Source organism: Marcopretia estuarina LEGE 06307 (assembly GCF_056633115.1).
In genome coordinates, this window is sequence record NZ_JBSJOY010000001.1 from 739,263 (window position 1) to 760,524 (window position 21,262).

Below are 21,262 nucleotides of genomic sequence, written 5' to 3' on the forward strand. Positions count from 1 at the left end.
ACTGACGCGACCTTAGGGATCCCCCTGGACGGGCTCAAGCCGTGGCAGGGAGGGGTCTCCGAACCCCTGGTGTGGTGGCAAGGGCATCGCGGGCGGCGCGGACGCCATTGACGCGTGCCAAGCGCATGGAGGGGAGCCACCAGTGCAGGACCAGGTCCTTGCCGCGCCTTGCATCGGTGCTTGCGCCTACCCCTTGGGCACGCTGTGGCGGGGTGCCGGTTGCGCTGCCATGCGGAGCCCAGCAGCACCAGGCGACGCCTTGGAGCAGGGATGGTCAGCCGCCAGCGATGGCCATCTGAACGGATGAAGTGGGCAGCCGGATGGACCTTGCAAGGGGGGGATAGTCCTCAGCGCTGAGATTGCTTTCACCGGCCACAAGCCAACGGGGATCTGATTCCTTCTTGCCTGGCATGGGATGAGCGGGAGCCTTACGCGGAGCATCGAGCCATCTGGGGGGATACAGAGCAACATCCCTGCGGATAGGAGCATGGATGGTCCGGACAGATGGCAAGCTGATGAAGACTCTTTCGCTGCCGACGGATCCGGTCCAGTGCCAGTCGTTGGTGCATCAGCCGTCTTTAGCTCCAACCGCACGTTGTGGCCACGCACTCAACAGCAACAGCCCACTCAGCAGCTCAGGCATGGCTCTGAGCGGATGCTGAATGCCCTGGTGGGAATACACACCTCGGCGCATGAGGGCGGAGTTCGTTGCTCAATTCCGCTCAAAGCCCGGCAAACCACTCGTAGCCGTTGTCTTCCCAGGTGCCGCGCCGCAACGGGTCGAGTGAGCTGATCACCTCCAGCCCCGTCACCCATTTACTGAGTTTGTAACCCAGCTTGATCGGCGAGGCGAGGCGCAGGGGGGCACCATTGGCCACCGGCAGCGGCGCACCGTTCATGCCGGTGGCCAGCAGGGTCTGGGGATGCAGCGCGGAAGCGATGTCCCAGGTGGTGAAGAACTGATCGGCGGATTCGATCGCCACGTAACCGCCCAGGCTGGAAAATCCAGCCAGTGCCAGCACATCGGCGAGGCGCACCCCCGACCAGCACACGATCGCCGCCCAACCCTCCACGCACACATGGCGGATGATGATCTCGTGCTGGGGCAGAGCGGCCAGATCGGCCAGATTCAACTGCAGCGGCTGGCGCACCAGCCCATCCACGCGCAACCGGTAGCGCGCAGGATCCAGCCGCGGCACACCGTTGAAGCTGTTCACCAGCAGCGCCGCCGGATCCACCTGATCCCGGCGAAACTCGGGCACCTTGCCCTTCCCCTGCAGCCACGCTTCAAGACGCTCGTTCAACGGCTGCGTAGCCTTCCCCACCTGCTCGCTGAAGCGATTGAGAGCGCACCCGCCCAGCAGCAAAGGGGCCCCACCGCTGTAACCCAGGCCTAGCAATTGCCGGCGGGTCAGCCAGGGGCTCTGCGGTGTCAAGTGAGCATGGAGCGCCAGAGCCGCCATCCTCCGACGCGCCAGGAGAGGGTGGCATGGGCCAGGGTGAGGATAGCGATGGCGGGAATCGTGGCCAGGTGAGCCACACGCAAGGTGTGCCAGCTGGTGGCACCGAACAGTTCCCCGAAGCTGAACAGGCACGACAGCCACCAGAACTGAGCCGGCTTGTACATCGCCAGGCCCGTCATCAGCGCAAAGGCCAGCAGAACAAGCATCAAGGTGTAGATCAGGCGATGCGCCGCCAGGCGTCGCCTGGCCAGATTCGAACTCGCGTTCAGCGTGGCCAGATCGCTGCTCTGCGCCAGCCGGTCGCGGCGCCGCTGGATCAGCAGGGCGATCCAGAGTCCAAGGTTCAAGGCGCAGAGGCCCATGAAGCCGAAGTGCCAGTCGCGGCCACCGGCCAGCCAACCGCCCAGGGTGAACAGCTCCGGCACGGTGGCGCCGCCACGACCACCGAACACGGGATGGGCGTTGTAAATCTGCAGACCGCTGGCAGCCATCACCAGAAACACCACCAGGTTGAACCCGTGGAAGGCCCGCGTCCAGAGCGGATGCCGATGGCGGGAGGGTGACATCTCAGCTGCGACGCTGCTCGGCCGGCCGCTCCTCCGGCACGATCGCCCCCTCCACCGGGCACACCTGCAGGCAGATGCCGCAGTCGATGCAGGTGTCGAATTCGATCCAGTAAAAGGGGGTGCCTTTGCTGTTGGCTCCCGAGCCCGGCTTGATGCAGGCCACGGGACAGGCATCCACGCAATCGGCCACGCCCTCGCAGACATCGGTGAGGATCGTGTGGGCCATAACGGGGCGGGCGCAAGCGTGGCGCGATCCTAGAAATCCGCCGGGCTCTGCTCCGGCTCAGCCAAGCCACTCCAGCCCTTGGCTGTCGCGGCTGAAGGCGACCGCCTCCGCCTCAGCGTGCGAGCCGAGCGGCTCCGGCAGCAGCTCGGCAGCGCGGCCCTGAGCATGGAGCTGATCGAGCCGTTCCAGGGCAGAAGCGAGTCCGTCGGGGTGGCTGTAGGCCACCAGCAGCGGGCGCTCCGCCAGCCTGGTCGCTTCCTTGTTGCCGGGGGTGCCGTTGAGCAGCTCGCGGATGTCTTCGATCGAAAAGGCGAAACCCACACCGGCGGCCAGGGCCGCATCGGCACAGAAGCGACCCACCAGGGCGTCGTAGCGGCCGCCGCTGGCCACATCCACCGGTGCCGCCGCACCGCGACACACCAGCTTGAGCACGATGCCGTCGTAGAGATCGAAGTGGGGCTGGAAGCTGGGATCCAGCTGCAGTTGCACCCCAAGGCGCTCGGCCGCTGGGCGCACCAGCTCCAGCGTGGTGGCCAGCTCCGTCAGCAGGGGGCTGGACCCCAGGTGCCGCTCCAGTTCCTTCAGCACCCAGGCCGGTTCGCCGCGCAGGCGCAGCAGGGCCTGCAGCTGCGCCTGTTCCGCAGGCTCCAGCGGAATGGCAGCCAGGGCCAGCGGATCGAAGCCCGTGAGGGCACGGCGACAGGCAGTGCGGTGCTGGGAAGGCAAGCGTTCGAGCAAGGTGCTGAGCAGCCCGTGGTGGCCCACCAGCAGCTGGGGTTCATGGCTGGGCTCCAACCCGATCGTTTCGGTGCAGGCCAGCAGCAGGCGGATCAGCTCCACATCGGCGGAGGCCGTGGGCACCCCGAGCAGCTCCACACCGCTCTGCAGTTGCTCACTGATGCGTTGCCCGCCCGCATCACCCACGAGGGCGCGGAAGGTGGGCCCTTCCGCCCAGAGGCGCAGCGGCCGTGGGCGCGCAGCCATGCGGGTGGAGGCCGCCCGGGCGATTGAGGCCGTGAACTCAGGCCGCAGGCCCAGCGGTTCTTCCGCCGCGAGGCGCACCACGTCCTGCTCAGCGATGCCGCCACCGGCCTGCAGCGTGTCGAGCCGTTCCACCGACGGGGGCGCCACCTCCTGGTAACCCCAGAGCCGATAAACCTCCGCCAGACGCTCGCGCAGGCGCCGGTTGCCGCCCACCTGGACGGGATTGAGATCCCTGGCGCCGGCGGCGGGTTGCAGGGCCATGGGAAATCAGAGGAAAGTGAAGGGGAGCGGCTGGATCCTATGGAGCGGTGTGGGGCCCGCTCAGAGCTCGGGAGCGCCGAACAACGCGCCTGGCAACGGCCGGCACTGGGCCAACCCATCCATCAGGGCGCGATGCAGGCCGGGGGTGGTGGCGATCAGCCGCCCGTCGGCCAGCACCAACGGCGTGCCGTCGTAGGCACTGACGATGCCTCCCGCCTGCTCCACCAGCACCACGCCGGCGGCCAGATCCCACGGGGAAAGGCCGCGCTCCCAGTAACCATCAAGTCGGCCGGCCGCCACGAAGGCCAGATCCACGGCGGCAGCCCCGCCGCGGCGCACCCCATGGCTGCGGTGGGTGAACCAGCAGAACTCGGTGTAGTTGGTGTCGGGCTGGGTGGTGCGGTCGTAGGCGAAACCAGTGACCAGCAGTGAGGCGGAGAGCTCGGTGCAGCCGCTCACCTGGATCGGCTGGTCGTTGCACCAGGCGCCCAGGCCAGGCGCCGCCCAGTAGTGCTCCGCCAGGGCCGGCACTTCGATTGCCCCCAGCAGCGGCGTGCCCCGCAAGGTGAGACCCACCGAGGTGGCGAACAGCGGGAAGGAGTGGGCGAAGTTGGTGGTGCCATCGAGCGGGTCCACGCACCACTCCAGGTCGGAGCGGGTGGCACTGTGGCCGCTCTCTTCCGCAAGCACGGCCACACCGGCACTCTCAGCGGCGAGCACAGCGAGCACCGCCTGCTCAGCCGCCAGGTCGGCCTCGGTGACCAGATCCCCGGCTCGGCCCTTCTCCCGGATCTGGCGCAGCTTGCCGAAATGACGCGTGAGCTCGGCGCCACCGGCGGCGGCAGCCCGGCGGGCCACCCCGGCCAGACGCTCCAGGTCCCCAGCGCTGAGGCCAGAGGCCTGCAGAGCCTGCTGGGAAAGACAGGGATGGCCGGCGGCCGGTGGCTGGAGGCTGATGGTCATGGCTGGGGAGTCATGGCTGGGCGTTTATGGCTGAAGGGGCATGGCTGGGGGCTCACTCCTCTTCGATCGGCAGGCCGGGGCGAATGCGGCCACGTCCGAAGTGGCGGCCGAACTGCAGGTCGTAGACCTCATCCTCATCCTGGGTTTCCACCTCCAGGGGGCCGATGGCGCGGGCCACGCAGAGCAGGCCATAACCGCGCTTGCGCAGCTCCTGCGAGAGGCCGAGCGCTTCGCGCTGATCGATCTCACCCGAGAGCACGCGCACGGCGCAGGCCGTGCAGCAGCCATTGCGGCAGCTGAACGGGAGCGGCTGGCCCTGCTGCTCAAAGCTGCGCAGCACGTACTCCCCCTCCGGTACATCCAGCCGGATCACCCTGTTCTGCTGGCGCCAGTGCACCGTGATCGGAAAACGCTTGGTCATCGCCTGACGTGAACCACAAACGGCCTGCTGCTACATTGCCACCTGCCCCATGACAGCCGCTGGAGAGGTGGCCGAGTGGTCGAAGGCGCAGCACTGGAAATGCTGTATAGGGGCAACTCTATCGAGGGTTCGAATCCCTCCCTCTCCGTCCAGATTCACCAAGACCGGCCTTAGCGCCGGTCTTTTTTTGTAGCTGCGGGGAGAGGCCCAGCGGCGCACAACTGATCAGGCGCTGCTTGAACCAGACCATTCATTTCACATGAAAATCACCGATCAGTTCGCGACCGGCTAGGCCGCGAACCAAGGGAGTGAATCTGCCTGTACAGGCAGCAGACCAAGGGAGTGAAGCCGCGTGTTGATCAGCCGAAACGGCCGGTCACATAGTCCTGGGTGGCCTGTTGCACCGGAGCGTTGAAGATGCGCTCGGTGTCGTTGAACTCCACCAGATAGCCCACCTTGCCGCTGCCGCCTTCCACGGCTTCAGCGTTGAAGAAGGCGGTCTGATCAGAGACCCGAACCGCCTGCTGCATGTTGTGGGTGACGATCACGATCGAGAAGGACTTTTTGAGCTCGTGCATCAACTCCTCGATCTTCAAAGTGGAGATCGGGTCAAGCGCTGAGCAGGGTTCGTCCATCAGGATCACCTCAGGCTCCACCGCAATTGCGCGCGCGATACACAGGCGCTGCTGCTGACCGCCGGAAAGGGCATTGCCGCTCTCCTTGAGCTTGTCCTTGGTTTCATCCCAGATGAAGGCCTTGCGCAGGGAGCGCTCCACCAGCTCATCCATGTCGCCCTTGTAGCCATTAATCCGGGCACCGAAGGCGATGTTTTCGTAGATCGATTTGGGGAAGGGGTTCGGCTTCTGGAACACCATGCCGATGCGCCGCCTCACTTCCACCGGATCCACCTCCTTGGCATAGATGTCCTGGGAGTCGAACACCACCCGTCCCTTTAACGTACAGCCCTCGATCAGATCGTTCATGCGGTTGAGGGCTCGCAACACGGTGGACTTGCCGCAACCCGAGGGTCCGATGAAGGCCGTGACCTTGCCAGCGGGAATCTCCATGTGAACGTTCCGCACCGCCTCGAAGCTGCCGTAGCTGATCGTGACGTCCTCAAGGGCCAGACAGGTGCTGGGAGCCGGTTTCGCTTGCAGGGTCGAGGTCATGGGATCAAGGAGGGGTGGGATCGAAGGCGAAGAGAGGTGGAGGGAAGGGCCGCTGCCGGCTTACTTGGAAGCGAAGCGGCGCAGCCAGCGGGCAAAGAGATTCGCCGCGAGGATCATCACCACAAGCACGAACGAAGCGGCCCAGGCCAGTTCGTTCTGAGCCTCGAACGGCATGATCGCAAAGTTGAAGATCAACACCGACATGGTGGCGATCGGGTTGAAGAGGCCCTCCGGCCAGAAGGGAGAGAAGAGGGCTGTGAAGATCAGCGGTGCGGTTTCACCGGCCGCCCTGGCGATTGCCAGAACCACCCCGGTGGCAATCGGCGTGAAGGCACTGGGCAGCGTGATGCGGGTGACGGTCACGAACTTGGAGGCGCCCACGCCGATGGCCCCCCAGGTGAGCTCGCGAGGAACCAGCTTGAGACCCTCATCGGTGGTTTTGATCACCGTCGGCAACATCAGCACCGCCAGAGCGATACCGCCGGCCGCCGCTGAATACGACTGACCGAAGAAGATCCGCGTTGCCACGATCGCGCCATACACGAACACACCAGCGATGATCGAAGGAACACCGGCAAGAATGTCGTTGCCGACGCGAATGAACTGCGCAAACCAGCCTCCCTTGGAGTATTCGGCCAGGAACACCCCTCCACCCACACCCACCGGGATGGCGATCAGCGAGGCAATGAACGTCACCGTGACGGTGCCGATCAGGGCGTTACCGATGCCGCCTCCTTCCAGACCCGGTGCCGGCGGCAACTGGGTGAACAGGCTGATGCTGATCAGGCGTCCACCCTGAAGCAACACATAGAGGAGAACGAGCACCAAGGGCAGCACCGCAATGGTGCTGAACAAGCCAGCCAGGGCTGTCAAAGATTGATCCAGCCGGTTGCGCTTCAGGGAGGGGTTGAAGCGAAGCGACTTTGAAGCGGCAGGAAAGGCGGTGGTCATGGGATTCAGTATTTAAGGCTGAGTTTCTTGATGATCCACTGCGCAATGATGTTGACCGTCAAGGTGAGCACCATCAGAATCAAAGCGGCGTAGAGAAGCGCCGAAACCTGCACCCCATCGGCTTCGCCAAACTGGTTGGCCAGCATCGAAGCGATGGTGTTGCCAGGTGCCAGCAAGGAAAAACTGAAATTGTTCGAGTTACCGATGATCATGGTGACGGCCATGGTTTCGCCCATGGCCCGTCCGAGCGCGAGCATGATCCCGCCCATGATCGAAGACACTGCGGCCGGAAGGATGACGTTGAGAATCGCCACCCACCTTGTGCTGCCCACCCCATAGGCTCCCTGGCGCAGTTCCGTGGGAACCTGGTTGAGGGCGTCCCGTGAAATCGACGTGATGATCGGCAGAATCATCACCACCAGAATGATGATCGCCGGCGCCATGCCCGGCCCCTGGGGCGGAGAGTTGAAGATCGGCAGCCAGCCCAGCGTGTCGTAAATGAATTGCAGAAAGGGCCGCACGAACGGCTCCATCACGAAGATGGCCCACAAGCCCAGCACCACCGAGGGAATGGCGGCGAGCAGCTCCACCATCACCCCGATCACCTCGCGCCAGCGCAGGGGAATGAGATTTTCAGTGATGAAGATGGCGGTACCGACCCCGAGCGGGACGGCAATCACCAGCGCCATGATCGAAGACACCAAAGTGCCATAAATGGCCGTGAACGCCCCATATTCGTTGTCAACGGGGTTCCAGCTGGAGGTGGTCAGGAAAGAGAGGCCAAACTCATGCATCGCCTCCCTAGCACCCTGGAAAACAGTGACGAAAATCGCCAGCAGGGTAATCGCAACAAAGGAGGCAAGTACGATCGTGAGGTTGCGAAAACCACTGTCGATCAGGCGATCTGACGCTGGCCTGCGCCGCAACGTGAATTGATCTTTGTGGGGCGCAGATGTCATTGATCGTGGGCGCGGGAGGACGGTCGGTTCAACTCAATGGTTCAGCGTCCACTCAAAAACTAGTGCCGACCACTGCTTGAATTCCACTAAGAGGGCGTTAACGACAACCCCAGATGGGCCTGGCCGTGGGCCTTCAGCGGGGTTGGAGAGGTTCGGGGTCCTGGGCTGAGACCCACTCTTGAACCTGGCCAGCGGGAGGCGTTGCAGCGGCCGCCCGACAGGGAAGCCGGTAGTTTGGTCCTTCAGTTTGAGGCTCAATGGGTCGGATCGTCGGCATCGATCTGGGCACCACCAACTCGGTGGTGGCGGTTCTGGAGGGCGGCCGTCCCCAGGTGATCGCCAATGCCGAGGGCACACGCACCACCCCATCGGTGGTGGGCTTCAACCGTGACCAGGAGCTGCTGGTGGGCCAACCGGCCCGGCGCCAGCTGGTGCTGAATCCCCGCAACACCTTCGCCAACCTGAAGCGTTTCGTGGGCCGCAGCTGGGACGAGCTCGACGACGACAGCCTGGCCGTGCCCTACACCGTGCGTGCCAACGACCAGGGCAACGTGCGGGCTGTCTGCCCTGCCACCGAGCGGGAATACGCGCCCGAAGAGCTGCTGGCCTGCATCCTGCGCAAGCTGGTGGACGATGCCGCCACCTATCTCGGCGAACCGGTGGAAGCGGCGGTGATCACCGTTCCTGCTTATTTCAACGATGCCCAGCGGCAGGCCACCCGCGACGCCGGCCGCCTGGCGGGGCTCACGGTGGAGCGCATTCTCAATGAGCCCACGGCGGCGGCCCTGGCCTATGGCTTCGATCGCAGCCTGGTGAAGCGGGTGCTGGTGTTCGACCTCGGCGGCGGAACCTTTGACGTCTCACTGCTGCGCATCGCCAATGGGGTCTTCGACGTCAAATCCACCAGCGGCGACACCCAGTTGGGGGGCAACGACTGGGACCGCCGCATCGTCGACTGGCTCGCCGACGGCTTCCTGAGCAGCAACGGCATCGACCTGCGCCGCGACAGACAGGCACTGCAGCGCCTCACCGAGGCGGCCGAGAAGGCCAAGCAGGAGCTCTCCGGGGTGGCGAGCACCCCGGTGTCCCTGCCGTTCATCGCCACCGGTCCGGAAGGACCACTGCACATCGAGGTGGTGCTGGAGCGCCGTCAGTTCGAAGCGCTTTGCCCCGATCTGCTCGACCGACTGCTGCGGCCGGTGCAGCGCGCCCTGCGGGATGCGGGCATGGCCGCCGAAGAGATCGACGATGTGGTGCTGGTGGGCGGCTCCACCCGCATGCCGATGGTGCAGGACATGGTGCGCACCCTCATCCCGCGCGAGCCCTGCCAGTCGGTGAATCCCGATGAGGTGGTCGCCATCGGTGCGGCTGTGCAGGCCGGCATCCTCACCGGTGAACTGCGCGACCTGATGCTCAACGACGTCACCCCCCTCTCGCTGGGACTGGAAACGATCGGCGGTGTGATGAAGGTGCTGATTCCGCGCAACACCGCGATCCCGGTGCGCCGCTCCGACGTGTTCAGCACGTCGGAGGCCAACCAGTCGGCGGTGGAGGTGCACGTGGTGCAGGGCGAGAGGCAGATGGCGGCCGACAACAAATCACTGGGCCGCTTCCGCCTCTCCGGCATCCCCCCCGCTCCCCGTGGTGTGCCTCAGGTGCAGGTGTCCTTCGACATCGATGCCAACGGGCTGCTGCAGGTGTCGGCCACCGACCGCACCACCGGCCGGCAGCAGAGCGTCAGCATCCAGGGGGGCTCGAACCTCAGCGAGGACGAGATCAACGCCCTGCTGGAGGAGGCGGAACGCAAGGCGGTGGAAGACCGGCGCAAGCGGGCCGAGGTGGACCGCCGCAACCGCGCCCAGACGCTGGTGGCCCAGGCCGAGCGCCGGCTGCGCGATGCGTCGCTGGAGCTGGGGCCCTATGGGGCGGAGCGGCAGCAGCGATCGGTGGAGATGGCGCTCCGCGATGTGCAGATGCTGGTGGGTGGCGACGATCCGGTGGAACTGGATCTGGCCGTGAGCCAGCTGCAGGAGGCCCTCTATGGGCTCAACCGGCGGCTGGTGAGTGAACGCAAGAGCGAGGCCGGGCCGCTGCAAGGCCTCAAGAACACGCTCGGCTCCCTCAAGGATGATCTGTTCGCCGACGACGATGACGACTGGGACCGCCCGGGCGGCCGCGATCGCCCGCGCCGTGAGGCCTGGGACTCCGCACCGCTGAACCGCAGCGCCTACGACGCTCCGGCGGCCTATGGCCCAACTGACTATGGGCCGCCCAGCTACGGCTCGCCGACCTACAAGCCGCCGAGCTACAGCCCCCCCAGCTATGGCACCTCCGCTTATCCCACCACCAGCTACGGCACTCCCCGCTACAGCAACGTGGATGGCGAAGCAGCTGACGACGCCAGCCCTCGCAACCTCTCCAGTCGCGGTCGCCAGAGCTTCGCCGATGACAACCGCTACCGCCCCTCCGGCGATGAGGAGCCGTCGGCACCGCCGCCCCGCCGCGTCAGAGCGGCCGCCGATGACCCCTGGTCGGAGGACTGACCTCGGTGACCCGCAGCGCCTCCCCCCCGGCGGCCATTGATTACTGGGCGACCCTGGGGCTTGAACCCGGTGCGGACGCCGCTGCCCTCAAGCGGGCGTTCCGCCAGCAGGCGCGCCGCTGGCACCCCGACCTCAATGGCAACGATCCCGTAGCCGAGGAACGCTTCAAGCGAGTCAATGAGGCCTACGCGGTGCTCAGTGACCCCAAGCGTCGCCAGGCCTGGGAACGGGGGCAGGAAGCCGGCGGGGCGCAGAGCGGCAGCCGTGATCGCTTCGCCAGTGGCTTCCCAGCATTCGAGGAGTACCTGGAGGCCCTGTTCGGTCGCACCACAACGGCTGCCAGCGACGACGACGACGAGCCTGAGGACGGCCCGACCGACCTCGCTGACGAGGAGCCGCCGGAACCGAGCGCGGCGCCTGCTTCAGCGCCGGCCGGGCGCAGCCGCGAACATGGCGAGGGGCGAGTGACCCAGGCGCCTGCGTCTCCGCCGCCGGTGCAGGCCAGCGCTGATCTGGAAACCACCGTGGAGCTCACCCCGGAGCAGTCACTGGCCGGGGAACGACTGGAACTGTCCCTGCCCGACGGCACCGTTGTGGAGCTCTGGACCCCGCCGCTGGCCGGGGACGGCTGGCGCCTGCGGCTGGCCGGGGTGGCGCCCGGAGGGGCCGACCATTTCATCCAACTGCGGGTATGCACGCCTGAGGGTCTGCGCATCGATGGCCTGCGCGTGCTCTACACCCTGGACCTCTTCCCTCCCGCCGCCGCGCTCGGCTGCCGCGCCGTGGTGCCCACCCTGCAGGGCGATGTGCAGCTCACCGTGCCGCCTGGATCCTCCAGCGGACGTCTGCTGCGGCTGCGGGGCAGGGGGCTCGCCCACCGTGGCCAGCGTGGCGACCAGCTGGTGGAGATTCGGATCGTCGTGCCGGAGCAGCTCAATGACGCCGAGGCAGCGCTCTACCGGCGATTGGAGCAACTGGCCGAGCAGGCCGAAGCGGAAGCAGAAGCCGGCTGACCGGTGCCTGAGCTGACCACTGGCGCGGGGTGAGACACTGACCCCATGGCGTTGGAGCGCTCCATGACGGTCCATGTGTTGCTGTTTGACGCCGGCACAGACAACGAAGGCATCCATTCGCTTGAACTCGGCGGCCACACGGTGGTGCTGCTGTTCGAAGACCCCGACGACGCCGAACGCTACGCGGGCTTGCTGGAAGCCCAGGATTTCCCGCTGCCCTCGGTAGAGGCGCTGGAGCGGGAGGAGATGGAGCTGTTCTGCGCCCAGGCTGGCTACGAGGCACGCTTCGTGCCCACGGGCTTCCTGCCCCAGTCGCCGGAGGAGCGGCTGTGGATCTCGCCCCCGGAACGCAACATGGATGTGAGCAACTGGAACGAGGAGGCCAGCGGGACCAGCACTGCAGCAAGCGGTGCGGCAGAAACCACCGCCGGCCTGGTCTCCACCGACGACGGCGTGCCCGAAGCCGAGGCCTCAGCGGCCAGCGATGAACTGGAAGCCTTTCGGCGCCGGCTTGAAGGCTTGCTATGAGCCAGTCCTCAGCCTTCGGCGTGGCCGCCGGTGACCGCGGTCACCTGCTCACCGAACAGCCGAATCCCGCCAGCAGCGCGCTGGATCAGCTGGAAACCCGCGCCATTGTTGAACTGTTCTGCGAAGAGGAGCGCTGCTCCCAGCTGGCGGTGGCCGCAGCGGCACCGGCGCTCAGTGCCGCCGTTGACGCGATCGTGGCCCGGCTGCGCGCAGGTGGCAGGCTCTTCTACCTCGGTGCCGGCACCTCCGGCCGCCTGGGTGTGCTGGATGCCGCCGAGTGCCCTCCCACCTTCTGCAGCCCGCCCGAGCTCGTGCAAGGGGTGCTCGCCGGGGGGGCGCCGGCCCTGCTGCGCAGCTCCGAAGGACTTGAAGACCGCGCCGAAGCCGGGCAGACCGACCTGGAAGTCCGCGGTTTCTGCAGCGACGACGCGCTTGTGGGAATCGCCGCGGGGGGCACCACCCCCTACGTGCATGGCGCTCTCCTGCATGCGCGCCGTCTCGGCGCCCTCACGATCGGCATGGCCTGTGTGCCCACCTCCCAGGCGCCGATGCCCTGCGACATCGACATCCGCCTGCTCACCGGCCCTGAACTGGTGACCGGCTCCACCCGGCTCAAGGCCGGCACCGCCACCAAGATGGCCCTCAACATCCTCTCCACCGGCGTGATGGTGAAGCTGGGCAAGGTGCACGGCAACCGCATGGTGGATGTGGCGGTCACCAACAGCAAGCTGGAAGACCGGGCCCTGCGCATCCTGCGGGATCTGGCCGGGGTTGAGCGACCGCGCGGCATCCAGTTGCTCGAGGCAGCGGGCGGATCCGTTAAGCGGGCCCTGCTGATGGCGGTCACCGATCTGGATGCCGCAGCGGCGGCGGCGGCGCTCGATGCGGCCGGCGGTCACCTGCGGCCTGCTCTGGCCGCCCTCGGCGCCCAGCTCAGCCACTGAGTGCCCGGGGCGCCCCTTGGAGGGCAGGCTGATCTAGGCGGCAGCTTCGTCAGGCACGAAGGGGCCCCAGTAGGGAGCGGTGAACAGGTCAAGCTTTTCGCGCGTTTCGGCCGGCACCCGCTCCTTCGGCGTCATCAGGGCATTGCGCAGGGCGCTGTGGGCGCTGCTGGCGGGCCGTTGTGCGGCGATGCGCTCGGCCGCCACCTTCACCACCTGCTGCGCCAGCTGTGCATTGGCGTGCAGGTTCTGGATCACCAGCTCCACGCTCACCGAGGCATGGTCGCTGTGCCAGCAGTCGTAATCGGTGACCATGGCCAGGGTGGCGTAGGCGATCTCCGCCTCCCGCGCCAGGCGGGCCTCGCTGTGGTTCGTCATGCCAATCACCGAGCAGCCCCAGCTGCGGTAGAGGTTGGATTCAGCGCGGGTGGAGAAGGCGGGGCCTTCCATGCAGAGGTAGGTGCCGCTGCGGTGCAACTGGCGGCCGGCCGGCATGAGGCTGTCGGCCACATCGGCCAGCAGGCGGCTGAGGCTGGGGCAGAAGGGATCGGCGATGCCCACGTGGGCCACGGCGCCGTTGCCGAAGAAGCTCAGCGGTCGTTGGTGGGTGCGATCGATGAACTGATCCGGCACCAGCATGTCGAGCGGGCGCAGCGGCTCCTGCAGTGACCCGACAGCCGAGCAGGAGAGAATCCAGCGCACGCCGAGCGAACGCAGGGCCCAGATGTTGGCCCGGTAGGGCACCTCGGTGGGGGTGAGGCTGTGATGGCGACCGTGGCGCGCCAGGAACACCACCTCGAGGCCGCCGAGCCGGCCCAGCCGCAGGCTGTCGGAAGGGGCTCCGAATGGGGTGTCGAGCGAGAGTTCCCGCACATCCTCCAGGCCCTCCATGGCGTAGAGGCCACTGCCGCCGAGGATGCCGAGCCGGGCACCGCCCAGGTCGTGACCGGAGCCGTTGGGAGCGGGAGCGGTGGCACTCATGACGTCAGGGGTGAGGGGGAATCCCCGAGCGGAGGGTGGGGCACTGTTCTACCTGAGAGTGGATAAAGTCCGTTTTTCCCGAGCCTGCCGTGACCAAAGCCCAGATGGAGACCGATGCCGGCATCGTGGAACTCGAGCTGTTCGACGCCGATGCCCCCGCAACGGTGGCCAACTTCGTGAAGCTGGCCGAAGCTGGTTTCTATGACGGCCTGGCCTTCCATCGCGTCATCGATGGCTTCATGGCTCAGGGCGGCTGCCCCAACACCCGGCCCGGCGCAGCCGGCGCCGCGGGCACCGGTGGCCCTGGCTACAAGATCCCCTGTGAGATCAACAGCCGCAAGCACCAGGCCGGCACCCTTTCGATGGCCCACGCCGGCAAGAACACCGGCGGCAGCCAGTTTTTCCTGTGCCACGACGCCCAGCCGCACCTCGACGGGGTTCACACCGTGTTTGGCCAGGCAGCGAATCTGGATGTGGTGCTCGCCATCCGCAAGGGCACCAAGATCAACAAGGTGACGATCCTGGCCTGAACGCCTGTGGCCGGATCGGCCCGTCCGCCGGCCAACGACCTGGACGGATTGGGCGGTTCCAACCGGCGATCAGTAGCAAGCTCCGATCAGTAGATAGCGCCGATCAGTGCCAAGCGCCGGTCGGTGCGGCCCCGCCAGCCCAGCTCACTGCCAGCGCAGCAGCGAGCCGGGCTGGCGGGGCAGGGTGGGCCCGTCCTGGCGCAACTCCAGCAGCGGCCGCAGCTCCGGCTCCAGCGTGGCGCTGGGGTGGCTGCTCCGCTGGGCATCGGGGGTGAGCAGCAGGGTGATCGCCCTGCAGCCAGGCCATTCCGCCAGCAGGCCGAGCAAGGCCGTGAGATCGCCGCGACCGAGGGCGTGGCCGTCGGTGGAAGCCAGCAGCAGCGCGAGCTCCGGTTGCTGGAGCAGAGCCAGCAGCCGGGGATGCTCCTCCCGCCGCAGATCGAGGCTGCGCTGCTGGGCCCAGGCACGCAGCTGGGGCCAGTGCTCCGCTTCGGTGCGGGCGGGATCGTTGCCGCTGCCTTGCCAGGCCAGCACCGCGGTGAGGCCGAGGCTGGTGGGCTGGGGGGGCTCCAAGCCGGGGGGCTGCATCAGCAGATGCCCCAGCTTCAGGCGCTTGGTGCTCAGGTAGGCGGCGTTGTGCAGGCCCGCGTCCATCTCCAGCGGCACGCGGTCGTCGACCTGGAGGCCATAGCCTCCCAGCCCGGCGATCTTGCGGGGGTTGTTGGTGATCAGCCGCAGCCGCTTCACCCCCAGATCGCTGAGGATCTGGGCGCCTACGCCGTAATTGCGCAGATCGGCGGGGAAACCCAGGCGCTCGTTGGCCTCCACGGTGTCGAGGCCGCCATCCTGCAGGCTGTAGGCCTTGAGCTTGTTGATCAGGCCGATGCCGCGCCCTTCCTGGCGCAGATACACCACGATGCCTTCGCCGGCCTCTTCGATCATGCGCAGAGCGGCTTCCAGCTGGGGGCGGCAATCACAGCGCAGGGAACCGAAGGCATCCCCGGTGAGGCATTCCGAGTGCACCCGCACCAGCACCGACCCGGTGGTCCGTTCCGGGTGTCCCTTCACGATCGCCACGTGTTCACTGCCGTCGTGTTCGTTGCGATAGCCGATCGCGCGGAAGGTACCGAAGGCGCTGGGCATCATGGCTTCCGCCTGACGCCGCACGAACCGTTCGGTGGTGAGGCGATAGCTGATCAGATCGGCGATGCTGATCAGCCGCAATCCGTGCTGGCGGGCATACGTCTGCAGTTGCGGCAGCCGGGCCATCGAGCCGTCGGGATTCTGAATCTCACAGATCACGCCGGCGGGATACAGCCCAGCCAGACGTGAAAGATCCACCGCCGCCTCGGTGTGGCCGGCACGCTTGAGCACGCCGCCACGCTTGGCCCGCAGCGGAAAGATATGGCCGGGCCGGCGCAGATCGTGGGGACGGCTCTGGGGATGGATCGCCACCTGGATGGTGCGGGCCCGATCGTCGGCAGAGATGCCGGTGGACACGCCGTTCTCGGGGCCCGCGTCCACGCTCACGGTGAAGGCGGTCTGATTGCTGTCGGTGTTGCGATCCACCATCAGCGGCAGTTCCAGCGCATCGAGGCGCTCCCCTTCCATCGCCAGGCAGATCAGGCCCCGGGCTTCGGTGGCCATGAAGTTGATCTGTTCCGGCGTGGCGAACTGGGCCGCGCAGATCAGATCGCCTTCGTTTTCACGGTTTTCGTCATCCACTACCACCACCATCTCGCCGTTGCGAATGGCCGCCAAGGCATCCGCTACGGGATCAAACCGGATGGCCGCTTCTGCAGCATCGCCGCCTCCCACCTGCGCCGCTGGCGATGACGCCTCAACGCTGCCGCGATCATGGAGTGGGTCGGAACGGAGAGCCAGGGGACGTGGACCATCAACCTTCATTCTCCACCAGCACACCTGCGCACCGTGAAGAGATCGCTGGACGACCAGTACGCTTTCCCCTCCCAATTGCTACCGCATGGCTCCTACAGAACCAGCCCGGCGCGTGGCCGTGATCGGCGCCAGTGGCTATGGCGGTCTGCAGAGCCTGCGGCTGCTGCATGACCATCCCCACCTGGAGGTGACCTTTCTGGGTGGAGAACGCAGTGCCGGCAAGCGCTGGAATGCGATCACGCCGTTTCTGCCGCTGGCCAGGGATCTGGTGGTGCGCGTGCCTGAACCCGACGCCATCGCCGCGGAGGCCGACCTGGCGGTGCTCAGCCTGCCGAACGGCCTGGCCTCGCGCCTTGTGCCCGATCTGCTGGCGCGCGGGGTGAAGGTGGTGGATCTCTCCGCTGACTACCGCTACCGCTCGTTGAACCAGTGGAAAAGTGTGTATGCAGCGGAAGCCCAGGAGCATCCCCGCCACGACGACGCCCTGTGCGAAGAAGCGGTGTACGGCCTGGTGGAGTGGGAGCGGGAGGCGATCGCCGCTGCCCGGCTGGTGGCGGCCCCCGGCTGTTTCCCCACGGCCAGCCTGCTGGCGCTGATGCCGTTTCTCAGCCAGGGCCTGATTGAAACCAGCGGGATCATCATCGACGCCAAGACCGGCACCTCCGGTGGTGGCAGAGCCGCCAAGGAGAACCTGCTGCTGGCCGAGGCCGGCGAGGCGGTGGCGCCCTACGGCGTGGTGGGCCATCGCCACACCAGTGAGATCGAGGAATCAGCCAGCCGCGCGGCCGGTCTACCGATCCGGCTGCAGTTCACCCCCCACCTGATGCCGATGGTGCGCGGGCTGCTGGCCACCGTCTACGGCCGCCTGCGGGATCCCGGCCTCACCGCCGCCGACTGCACCACCCTGCTGCAGGCCGCCTACCGCCAGAGCCCCTGCGTGGAGGTGCTGCCGGTGGGCACCTACCCCTCCACCAAGTGGGTGCGGCAGACCAACCGGGCCCTGCTGTCGGTGCAGGTGGATGCGCGCACCAGCCAGCTGATCGTGATGTGCGCCATCGACAACCTGGTGAAGGGCCAGGCCGGACAGGGCGTTCAGTGCCTCAACCTGCTGGCGGGGCTGCCCGCCTGCACCGGCCTGCCGCTGCTGCCCTTCTACCCCTGAGCCTGCGCCAGCCGCTCGGCGGCCAGTGCCACCGCCAGCGGCAGGATCCGATGCTCCTGCTGCTGGATGCGGGCCGCCAGGCGGGCATGGTCATCGCCGGGGCACACCGGCACGGCAGCCTGGGCCAGGATCGGACCCCCATCCACTTCGGCGGTCACCAGGTGGGCGCTGCAGCCCGCCAGGGTCACCCCTGCGGCCAGCGCCTGGCCGATCGCGTCGACACCGCGGAAACTGGGCAGCAAGGACGGGTGGATGTTCACCAGGCGCTGCGGAAAGGCCTCGATCAGCACGGGGGTGACGATCCGCATCCAGCCGGCCATCACCACCAGATCCACCTGTGCCTGCCCAAAGGCTTCGATCAGGGCGCCATCGAGCGCCTCGCGACTGCTGAAGCGACGGTGATCGAGCAGACGCCAGGAAATGCCCAGCCGCTCGGCCCGCTCGATGGCCCCACAGCCCGGCTGGTTCACCACCAGCAACTCCACGCTGGCGTTGAGGTCGCCGTGGCGGCCACTGGCCACCAGCGCCTCGAAGTTCGAGCCGTGGCCTGAGGCCATCACTCCCAGCCGCAGCGGAGGATGCGCCGCCGGCCAGGGCTGTGACAACGGCCACTGGATGCCGGCATTCACGTCGCTATGGTCTGCCGCAGCAGGCATCGGGTTCATGTCCCACCTTTCCATCCTGCCAACGGTCGTGAGCGATCTCGATCACTTGGTCGCCACCCTTGAGGAACTCGGTGCGAGCCCTCAAATCGATGGTGTGCTGCAGGGCTTCAACGACGAGCAGGTGCCAGTGGCTGTGAAGGTGCGTCTGGATGGCGCTGCACTCGGCTGGCAGCGCCAGCGTGACGGCTCCCTGGCCGTGGTGGGGGATCTGCAACGGCTGAGCCGCTCCCTTGATGTGCAGCGTTTCCTGGCGGCGGTCACCCGCAGCTACGCCGCCCGCGTCGCCCTGGCCCAGGCGATGCGCGAGCTGCCCCAGGCTCACGTCCATCTCGCTGCCTGACGCCCTTGGATCCGGTGGAGCTCACGCTGGATCTGACGGCGTCTCGCCAGCATCTGATCCGCTGTCGGCTTCGCTTCACCCCCATCCACCAGGCCCTGGAGCTGCACCTGCCGGTGTGGACCCCGGGCTCCTACCTGCAGCGCGATTACGTGCGCCAGCTGCAGAACCTGGAGCTGGTACAAGCGGGAGCCGTGGTGCCGCTGGTGCGGCGCGAGCCGTCGGTGTGGACCGCCCAGCTCAAACCGCTCCTTCCGGTGGAGGTGAACTACGGCGCCATGGCCACCGAACTCACGGTGCGCACCTGCCACCTCGACGACGACCACGCCTGCCTGACTCTGGCCGCCCTGGCCCTGCAGGTGAACGGCGCACGCTGGACGCCGCACCACCTGCACCTGCTGCTGCCAGAGGGCTGGGAGCCGTTCGTGCCGCTGCCCTGTCTGGACGGACCGAGCGAACACCGCTGGATCGCAGCCAGCTTCGACCAGCTGGTGGACACCCCGGTGGAGGCAGGCCCGCACCGATGGCATGGGTTCGAAGTGCACGGGGTGCCGCACCGCTGGGTGTGCTGGTCGGCGGTGGGGGGAGACCCCAATCCGCTGCTGGAGCGCTACCCACAACTGCTCGACGACGTGGCGGGGGTGTGCTCCGCCTGCTGCCGGCTGATGGGTGAACCGGCTCCGGCCGCTGCTGACTACCTGTTTGTGCTGCACCTGCTGGAGCGGGGCTTCGGCGGCCTCGAGCACGACAACGCCACCGTGCTGCAGTACGGCCTGGAGGAGCTGGCCAAGCCCGGCGGCTACCGCAGGTTTCTCCAACTGGTGGGCCATGAATACCTGCACCAATGGAACGTGCGGCGACTGCGGCCCGCGGAGCTCACCCCGATCGACTACGACCGCCCGATGGTCGTGCCCACCCTCTGGTTCGCCGAGGGGGTGACCAGCTACTACGACCAGTTTCTGCCGCGGCTTGCCGGCATCGGCACCGACGCCGACCTGTGGGACGACCTGGGCGCTGAGCTCAGCCGCTACCTGCTCACTCCCGGCCGCCTGCTCGGCCAGACCCTGCGCCAAAGCAGCCAGGAAGCCTGGGTGAAGCTCTACCGGCAGGACGCCTACAGCGGAGACAATCAGATCAGTTACTACCTCAAAGGTGCCGTCGTGGCCCTGGTGCTGGATCTGCAGCTGCGCCGGGCCGGTTCGTCCCTGGCCGCCGTGCTGCGCGCGCTCTGGCAGACGCACGGCCGCTGGCGGCGGGGCTACAGCGAAGCCGATCTGATCGAGGCTTTTGCCGCCCAGCTGCCCGAACTGCGCAAGCAACTGCCGGCCTGGCTGGAGGGGCAGGAGGACCCGCCCCTGCACGAGGCGCTGCACAGCGTGGGCCTGGTGCTGGTGCCGCACAAGGACACCGCTCCCTTCACCGGCCTGGTGTGCAGCACGTCCAATTCGAGCCTGAGCGTTCAGAAGGTGGCGCGCCACAGCCCGGCGGAAGCGGCGGGCCTGTGCGTGGCGGACGAGCTGATAGCCCTGGATGGCTGGCGGCTGCACACGCCCAGCGATCTCACGCACCGGTGGCAGGAAGGCCGCAGCCACAGCCTCACGATCGGGCGGCACGGCAGGCTGCGTTGTCTTTCTCTGCAGCCCGCAGCGCCGGCGGTTCAGAGTTGGAGACTGCAGCCGGATCCCGACGGCCCAGCGGCGGCCTTGGCCCTGCGCACGCAATGGTTGCAGTTGGTTCCATGCTGAACCACGTCCGCGGATTGGTGGTGCGCGCCCGCCAACTGGCGCCCGAGCGGGGCGGGGCGGTGGCGCTGGCTGCTGTAGCCGTGCTGGGCCTCGGTGGCCTGGGCTGGCTGGGGCGCGAGATCTCCGCCAGCAACCCCTCCGACGCCAGCCCCTCCCTGCTGGAGCTGCTCGAGCAGGTAGGGGCCCCCCGTTCCGGGTCCTCGGCCCCGGTCGCCGCACCGTCGCTCAATGCCCGCCCAGCCCCCACGCCACCGGCCCACGACCGCTGGGTGAGCCCTCTGAAGCGCCAATGCACGGCCGATCCGGCGCTGAGCCGTCGCCTGGAGGCGAAGGTGGCCGCACTGCCGCTGGAGATGGAGCGCCTCACCATCGATCCCACCAACTACGGCAGCCGCTTCCGCAGCGATGCGTTCGGCAATCCGGTGGACCCCACACCTCGCGTGGTGGTGCTGCACGAAACGGTCTACGGCATGCAATCGGCGGTGCAGACCTTCCTTACCCCCCACCCCCGCGACGAAGACCAGGTGAGCTACCACCTGATGATCGGGGAGAACGGGCAGGTGGTGCAGGCGCTCGATCCTGCTTATCGTGCTTTCGGCGCTGGCAACTCCGCCTTCAACGGCCAGTGGGTGATGACCAACCCGGATGTTGGGGGGTCGGTGAACAACTTCGCCCTGCACCTGAGCCTGGAAACACCGCTTGATGGTGAGGATGCCGACGCGGAGCACAGTGGCTACAGCAACGCCCAGTACGACGCCTTGGCGGTGGTGCTGACCGACTGGATGCGCCGTTTCGGCATCGCTCCCCAGAACATCACCACCCACCGGTATGTGGATCTGGGGGGTGAACGGGCAGATCCCCGCAGCTTCAGATGGTCGGAACTGCAGACGCGTCTCGCAGCCCTCGGCATGCTTTGCAAGTCCGGCTGACGGATTCCTACCTGGCGTTACGAACA

Annotated in this window: 21 protein-coding genes and 1 tRNA gene; 10 read left to right on the forward strand and 12 right to left on the reverse strand. The window is 67.1% G+C overall.

The window, feature by feature from the left end:
• Positions 1-722: 722 nt before the first annotated feature.
• From ACWJI3_RS03785 to ACWJI3_RS03810, 6 genes are all read right to left on the reverse strand, one after another.
• Entirely contained in the window at positions 723-1,304 is a 582-nt protein-coding gene (locus ACWJI3_RS03785; protein ID WP_480202920.1) for a molybdopterin-dependent oxidoreductase, read from the reverse strand.
• 128 nt (positions 1,305-1,432) lie between these two features.
• Positions 1,433-2,029 carry a cytochrome b/b6 domain-containing protein gene (locus tag ACWJI3_RS03790; RefSeq protein WP_480202921.1) on the reverse strand — a complete coding sequence of 199 codons (597 nt, stop codon included), beginning with the start codon at positions 2,027-2,029 and terminating at the stop codon, positions 1,433-1,435.
• Position 2,030: 1 nt separating this feature from the next.
• The gene (locus ACWJI3_RS03795; protein WP_094510489.1) at positions 2,031-2,255 is read right to left on the reverse strand and encodes an indolepyruvate ferredoxin oxidoreductase subunit alpha; all 225 of its coding nucleotides are present in this window, start codon (positions 2,253-2,255) and stop codon (positions 2,031-2,033) included.
• A 57-nt stretch (positions 2,256-2,312) separates the two neighbouring features.
• Positions 2,313-3,500, reverse strand: a complete 1,188-nt coding sequence (locus ACWJI3_RS03800) for an ATP phosphoribosyltransferase regulatory subunit (protein WP_094510488.1) — start codon at positions 3,498-3,500, stop codon at positions 2,313-2,315.
• A gap of 60 nt (positions 3,501-3,560) precedes the next feature.
• The gene (locus tag ACWJI3_RS03805; RefSeq protein ID WP_480202922.1) at positions 3,561-4,463 is read right to left on the reverse strand and encodes an inositol monophosphatase family protein; all 903 of its coding nucleotides are present in this window, start codon (positions 4,461-4,463) and stop codon (positions 3,561-3,563) included.
• A gap of 52 nt (positions 4,464-4,515) precedes the next feature.
• Positions 4,516-4,884: a 2Fe-2S iron-sulfur cluster-binding protein gene (locus tag ACWJI3_RS03810; protein ID WP_094510486.1), complete on the reverse strand. Its 369-nt coding sequence runs from the start codon at positions 4,882-4,884 to the stop codon at positions 4,516-4,518.
• 61 nt (positions 4,885-4,945) lie between these two features.
• On the opposite strand from ACWJI3_RS03810, the gene ACWJI3_RS03815 reads away from it, so the two are divergent.
• Positions 4,946-5,032, forward strand: a tRNA-Ser gene (locus tag ACWJI3_RS03815).
• A 211-nt stretch (positions 5,033-5,243) separates the two neighbouring features.
• On the opposite strand, the gene pstB is transcribed toward ACWJI3_RS03815, so the two are convergent.
• Genes pstB through pstC form a run of 3 tightly spaced genes read right to left on the reverse strand, consistent with a single transcriptional unit; the run spans position 5,244 to position 7,963 of the window.
• Complete coding sequence (gene pstB / locus ACWJI3_RS03820; protein WP_480202923.1) at positions 5,244-6,053, reverse strand: phosphate ABC transporter ATP-binding protein PstB; 810 nt, start codon at positions 6,051-6,053, stop codon at positions 5,244-5,246.
• 60 nt (positions 6,054-6,113) lie between these two features.
• The gene (gene pstA / locus ACWJI3_RS03825; protein WP_094510484.1) at positions 6,114-7,004 is read right to left on the reverse strand and encodes a phosphate ABC transporter permease PstA; all 891 of its coding nucleotides are present in this window, start codon (positions 7,002-7,004) and stop codon (positions 6,114-6,116) included.
• Between the two features lie 5 nt (positions 7,005-7,009).
• Positions 7,010-7,963, reverse strand: a complete 954-nt coding sequence (pstC, locus tag ACWJI3_RS03830) for a phosphate ABC transporter permease subunit PstC (protein WP_255139710.1) — start codon at positions 7,961-7,963, stop codon at positions 7,010-7,012.
• Between the two features lie 257 nt (positions 7,964-8,220).
• Between pstC and dnaK the strand changes: the two genes are divergently transcribed.
• From dnaK to murQ, 4 genes are all read left to right on the forward strand, one after another.
• Positions 8,221-10,506 (forward strand): molecular chaperone DnaK, encoded by a 2,286-nt coding sequence (gene dnaK / locus ACWJI3_RS03835; protein WP_480202924.1) that lies wholly within the window; start codon positions 8,221-8,223, stop codon positions 10,504-10,506.
• 5 nt (positions 10,507-10,511) lie between these two features.
• Positions 10,512-11,519 (forward strand): DnaJ domain-containing protein, encoded by a 1,008-nt coding sequence (locus ACWJI3_RS03840; protein ID WP_480202925.1) that lies wholly within the window; start codon positions 10,512-10,514, stop codon positions 11,517-11,519.
• 63 nt (positions 11,520-11,582) lie between these two features.
• Positions 11,583-12,047 carry a DUF3110 domain-containing protein gene (locus ACWJI3_RS03845; RefSeq protein WP_094510480.1) on the forward strand — a complete coding sequence of 155 codons (465 nt, stop codon included), beginning with the start codon at positions 11,583-11,585 and terminating at the stop codon, positions 12,045-12,047.
• Positions 12,044-12,991, forward strand: coding sequence for an N-acetylmuramic acid 6-phosphate etherase (murQ, locus tag ACWJI3_RS03850; protein ID WP_480202926.1), 948 nt, complete (start codon positions 12,044-12,046; stop codon positions 12,989-12,991). Before ACWJI3_RS03845 ends, murQ begins: the two co-directional genes overlap by 4 nt.
• Positions 12,992-13,024: 33 nt before the next feature.
• Here the strand turns inward: murQ and ACWJI3_RS03855 are convergent, their stop codons facing one another.
• Entirely contained in the window at positions 13,025-13,969 is a 945-nt protein-coding gene (locus ACWJI3_RS03855) for an S-methyl-5'-thioadenosine phosphorylase (protein WP_094510478.1), read from the reverse strand.
• Between the two features lie 89 nt (positions 13,970-14,058).
• On the opposite strand from ACWJI3_RS03855, the gene ACWJI3_RS03860 reads away from it, so the two are divergent.
• Complete coding sequence (locus ACWJI3_RS03860; RefSeq protein WP_255139715.1) at positions 14,059-14,499, forward strand: peptidylprolyl isomerase; 441 nt, start codon at positions 14,059-14,061, stop codon at positions 14,497-14,499.
• Between the two features lie 144 nt (positions 14,500-14,643).
• Here the strand turns inward: ACWJI3_RS03860 and ribBA are convergent, their stop codons facing one another.
• Positions 14,644-16,236, reverse strand: a complete 1,593-nt coding sequence (gene ribBA / locus ACWJI3_RS03865) for a bifunctional 3,4-dihydroxy-2-butanone-4-phosphate synthase/GTP cyclohydrolase II (RefSeq protein ID WP_399220932.1) — start codon at positions 16,234-16,236, stop codon at positions 14,644-14,646.
• Between the two features lie 247 nt (positions 16,237-16,483).
• On the opposite strand from ribBA, the gene argC reads away from it, so the two are divergent.
• Positions 16,484-17,560: an N-acetyl-gamma-glutamyl-phosphate reductase gene (argC, locus tag ACWJI3_RS03870; RefSeq protein WP_094512828.1), complete on the forward strand. Its 1,077-nt coding sequence runs from the start codon at positions 16,484-16,486 to the stop codon at positions 17,558-17,560.
• On the opposite strand, the gene purN is transcribed toward argC, so the two are convergent.
• Positions 17,551-18,216: a phosphoribosylglycinamide formyltransferase gene (gene purN / locus ACWJI3_RS03875; RefSeq protein WP_094513006.1), complete on the reverse strand. Its 666-nt coding sequence runs from the start codon at positions 18,214-18,216 to the stop codon at positions 17,551-17,553. The two genes, argC and purN, sit on opposite strands and share 10 nt — an antisense overlap.
• 7 nt (positions 18,217-18,223) lie before the next feature.
• On the opposite strand from purN, the gene ACWJI3_RS03880 reads away from it, so the two are divergent.
• The 3 genes from ACWJI3_RS03880 to ACWJI3_RS03890 are packed head-to-tail and all read left to right on the forward strand — an operon-like array spanning position 18,224 to position 21,236.
• Positions 18,224-18,565, forward strand: coding sequence for a DUF1257 domain-containing protein (locus tag ACWJI3_RS03880; protein WP_255100896.1), 342 nt, complete (start codon positions 18,224-18,226; stop codon positions 18,563-18,565).
• A 14-nt stretch (positions 18,566-18,579) separates the two neighbouring features.
• On the forward strand, positions 18,580-20,307 hold the full coding sequence (locus tag ACWJI3_RS03885) for a M61 family metallopeptidase (protein WP_480202927.1): 1,728 nt from the start codon (positions 18,580-18,582) through the stop codon (positions 20,305-20,307).
• Positions 20,301-21,236, forward strand: coding sequence for an N-acetylmuramoyl-L-alanine amidase (locus ACWJI3_RS03890; RefSeq protein WP_255139718.1), 936 nt, complete (start codon positions 20,301-20,303; stop codon positions 21,234-21,236). Before ACWJI3_RS03885 ends, ACWJI3_RS03890 begins: the two co-directional genes overlap by 7 nt.
• Positions 21,237-21,262 lie beyond the last annotated feature (26 nt).

What these genes read in the sequence shown, in the direction of transcription:
- ACWJI3_RS03800 (WP_094510488.1), bottom strand. Translation starts at nt 3,500, where the DNA reads ATGGCCCTGCAACCCGCCGCCGGCGCCAGGGATCTCAATCCCGTCCAG.
- pstC (WP_255139710.1), bottom strand. Translation starts at nt 7,963, where the DNA reads ATGACATCTGCGCCCCACAAAGATCAATTCACGTTGCGGCGCAGGCCA.
- ACWJI3_RS03795 (WP_094510489.1), bottom strand. Translation starts at nt 2,255, where the DNA reads ATGGCCCACACGATCCTCACCGATGTCTGCGAGGGCGTGGCCGATTGC.
- ribBA (WP_399220932.1), bottom strand. Translation starts at nt 16,236, where the DNA reads ATGGTGGTGGTAGTGGATGACGAAAACCGTGAAAACGAAGGCGATCTG.
- ACWJI3_RS03890 (WP_255139718.1), top strand. Translation starts at nt 20,301, where the DNA reads ATGCTGAACCACGTCCGCGGATTGGTGGTGCGCGCCCGCCAACTGGCG.
- ACWJI3_RS03810 (WP_094510486.1), bottom strand. Translation starts at nt 4,884, where the DNA reads ATGACCAAGCGTTTTCCGATCACGGTGCACTGGCGCCAGCAGAACAGG.
- ACWJI3_RS03880 (WP_255100896.1), top strand. Translation starts at nt 18,224, where the DNA reads ATGTCCCACCTTTCCATCCTGCCAACGGTCGTGAGCGATCTCGATCAC.
- argC (WP_094512828.1), top strand. Translation starts at nt 16,484, where the DNA reads ATGGCTCCTACAGAACCAGCCCGGCGCGTGGCCGTGATCGGCGCCAGT.
- pstB (WP_480202923.1), bottom strand. Translation starts at nt 6,053, where the DNA reads ATGACCTCGACCCTGCAAGCGAAACCGGCTCCCAGCACCTGTCTGGCC.
- ACWJI3_RS03790 (WP_480202921.1), bottom strand. Translation starts at nt 2,029, where the DNA reads ATGTCACCCTCCCGCCATCGGCATCCGCTCTGGACGCGGGCCTTCCAC.
- pstA (WP_094510484.1), bottom strand. Translation starts at nt 7,004, where the DNA reads ATGACCACCGCCTTTCCTGCCGCTTCAAAGTCGCTTCGCTTCAACCCC.
- dnaK (WP_480202924.1), top strand. Translation starts at nt 8,221, where the DNA reads ATGGGTCGGATCGTCGGCATCGATCTGGGCACCACCAACTCGGTGGTG.
- murQ (WP_480202926.1), top strand. Translation starts at nt 12,044, where the DNA reads ATGAGCCAGTCCTCAGCCTTCGGCGTGGCCGCCGGTGACCGCGGTCAC.
- ACWJI3_RS03855 (WP_094510478.1), bottom strand. Translation starts at nt 13,969, where the DNA reads ATGAGTGCCACCGCTCCCGCTCCCAACGGCTCCGGTCACGACCTGGGC.
- purN (WP_094513006.1), bottom strand. Translation starts at nt 18,216, where the DNA reads ATGCCTGCTGCGGCAGACCATAGCGACGTGAATGCCGGCATCCAGTGG.
- ACWJI3_RS03805 (WP_480202922.1), bottom strand. Translation starts at nt 4,463, where the DNA reads ATGACCATCAGCCTCCAGCCACCGGCCGCCGGCCATCCCTGTCTTTCC.
- ACWJI3_RS03845 (WP_094510480.1), top strand. Translation starts at nt 11,583, where the DNA reads ATGACGGTCCATGTGTTGCTGTTTGACGCCGGCACAGACAACGAAGGC.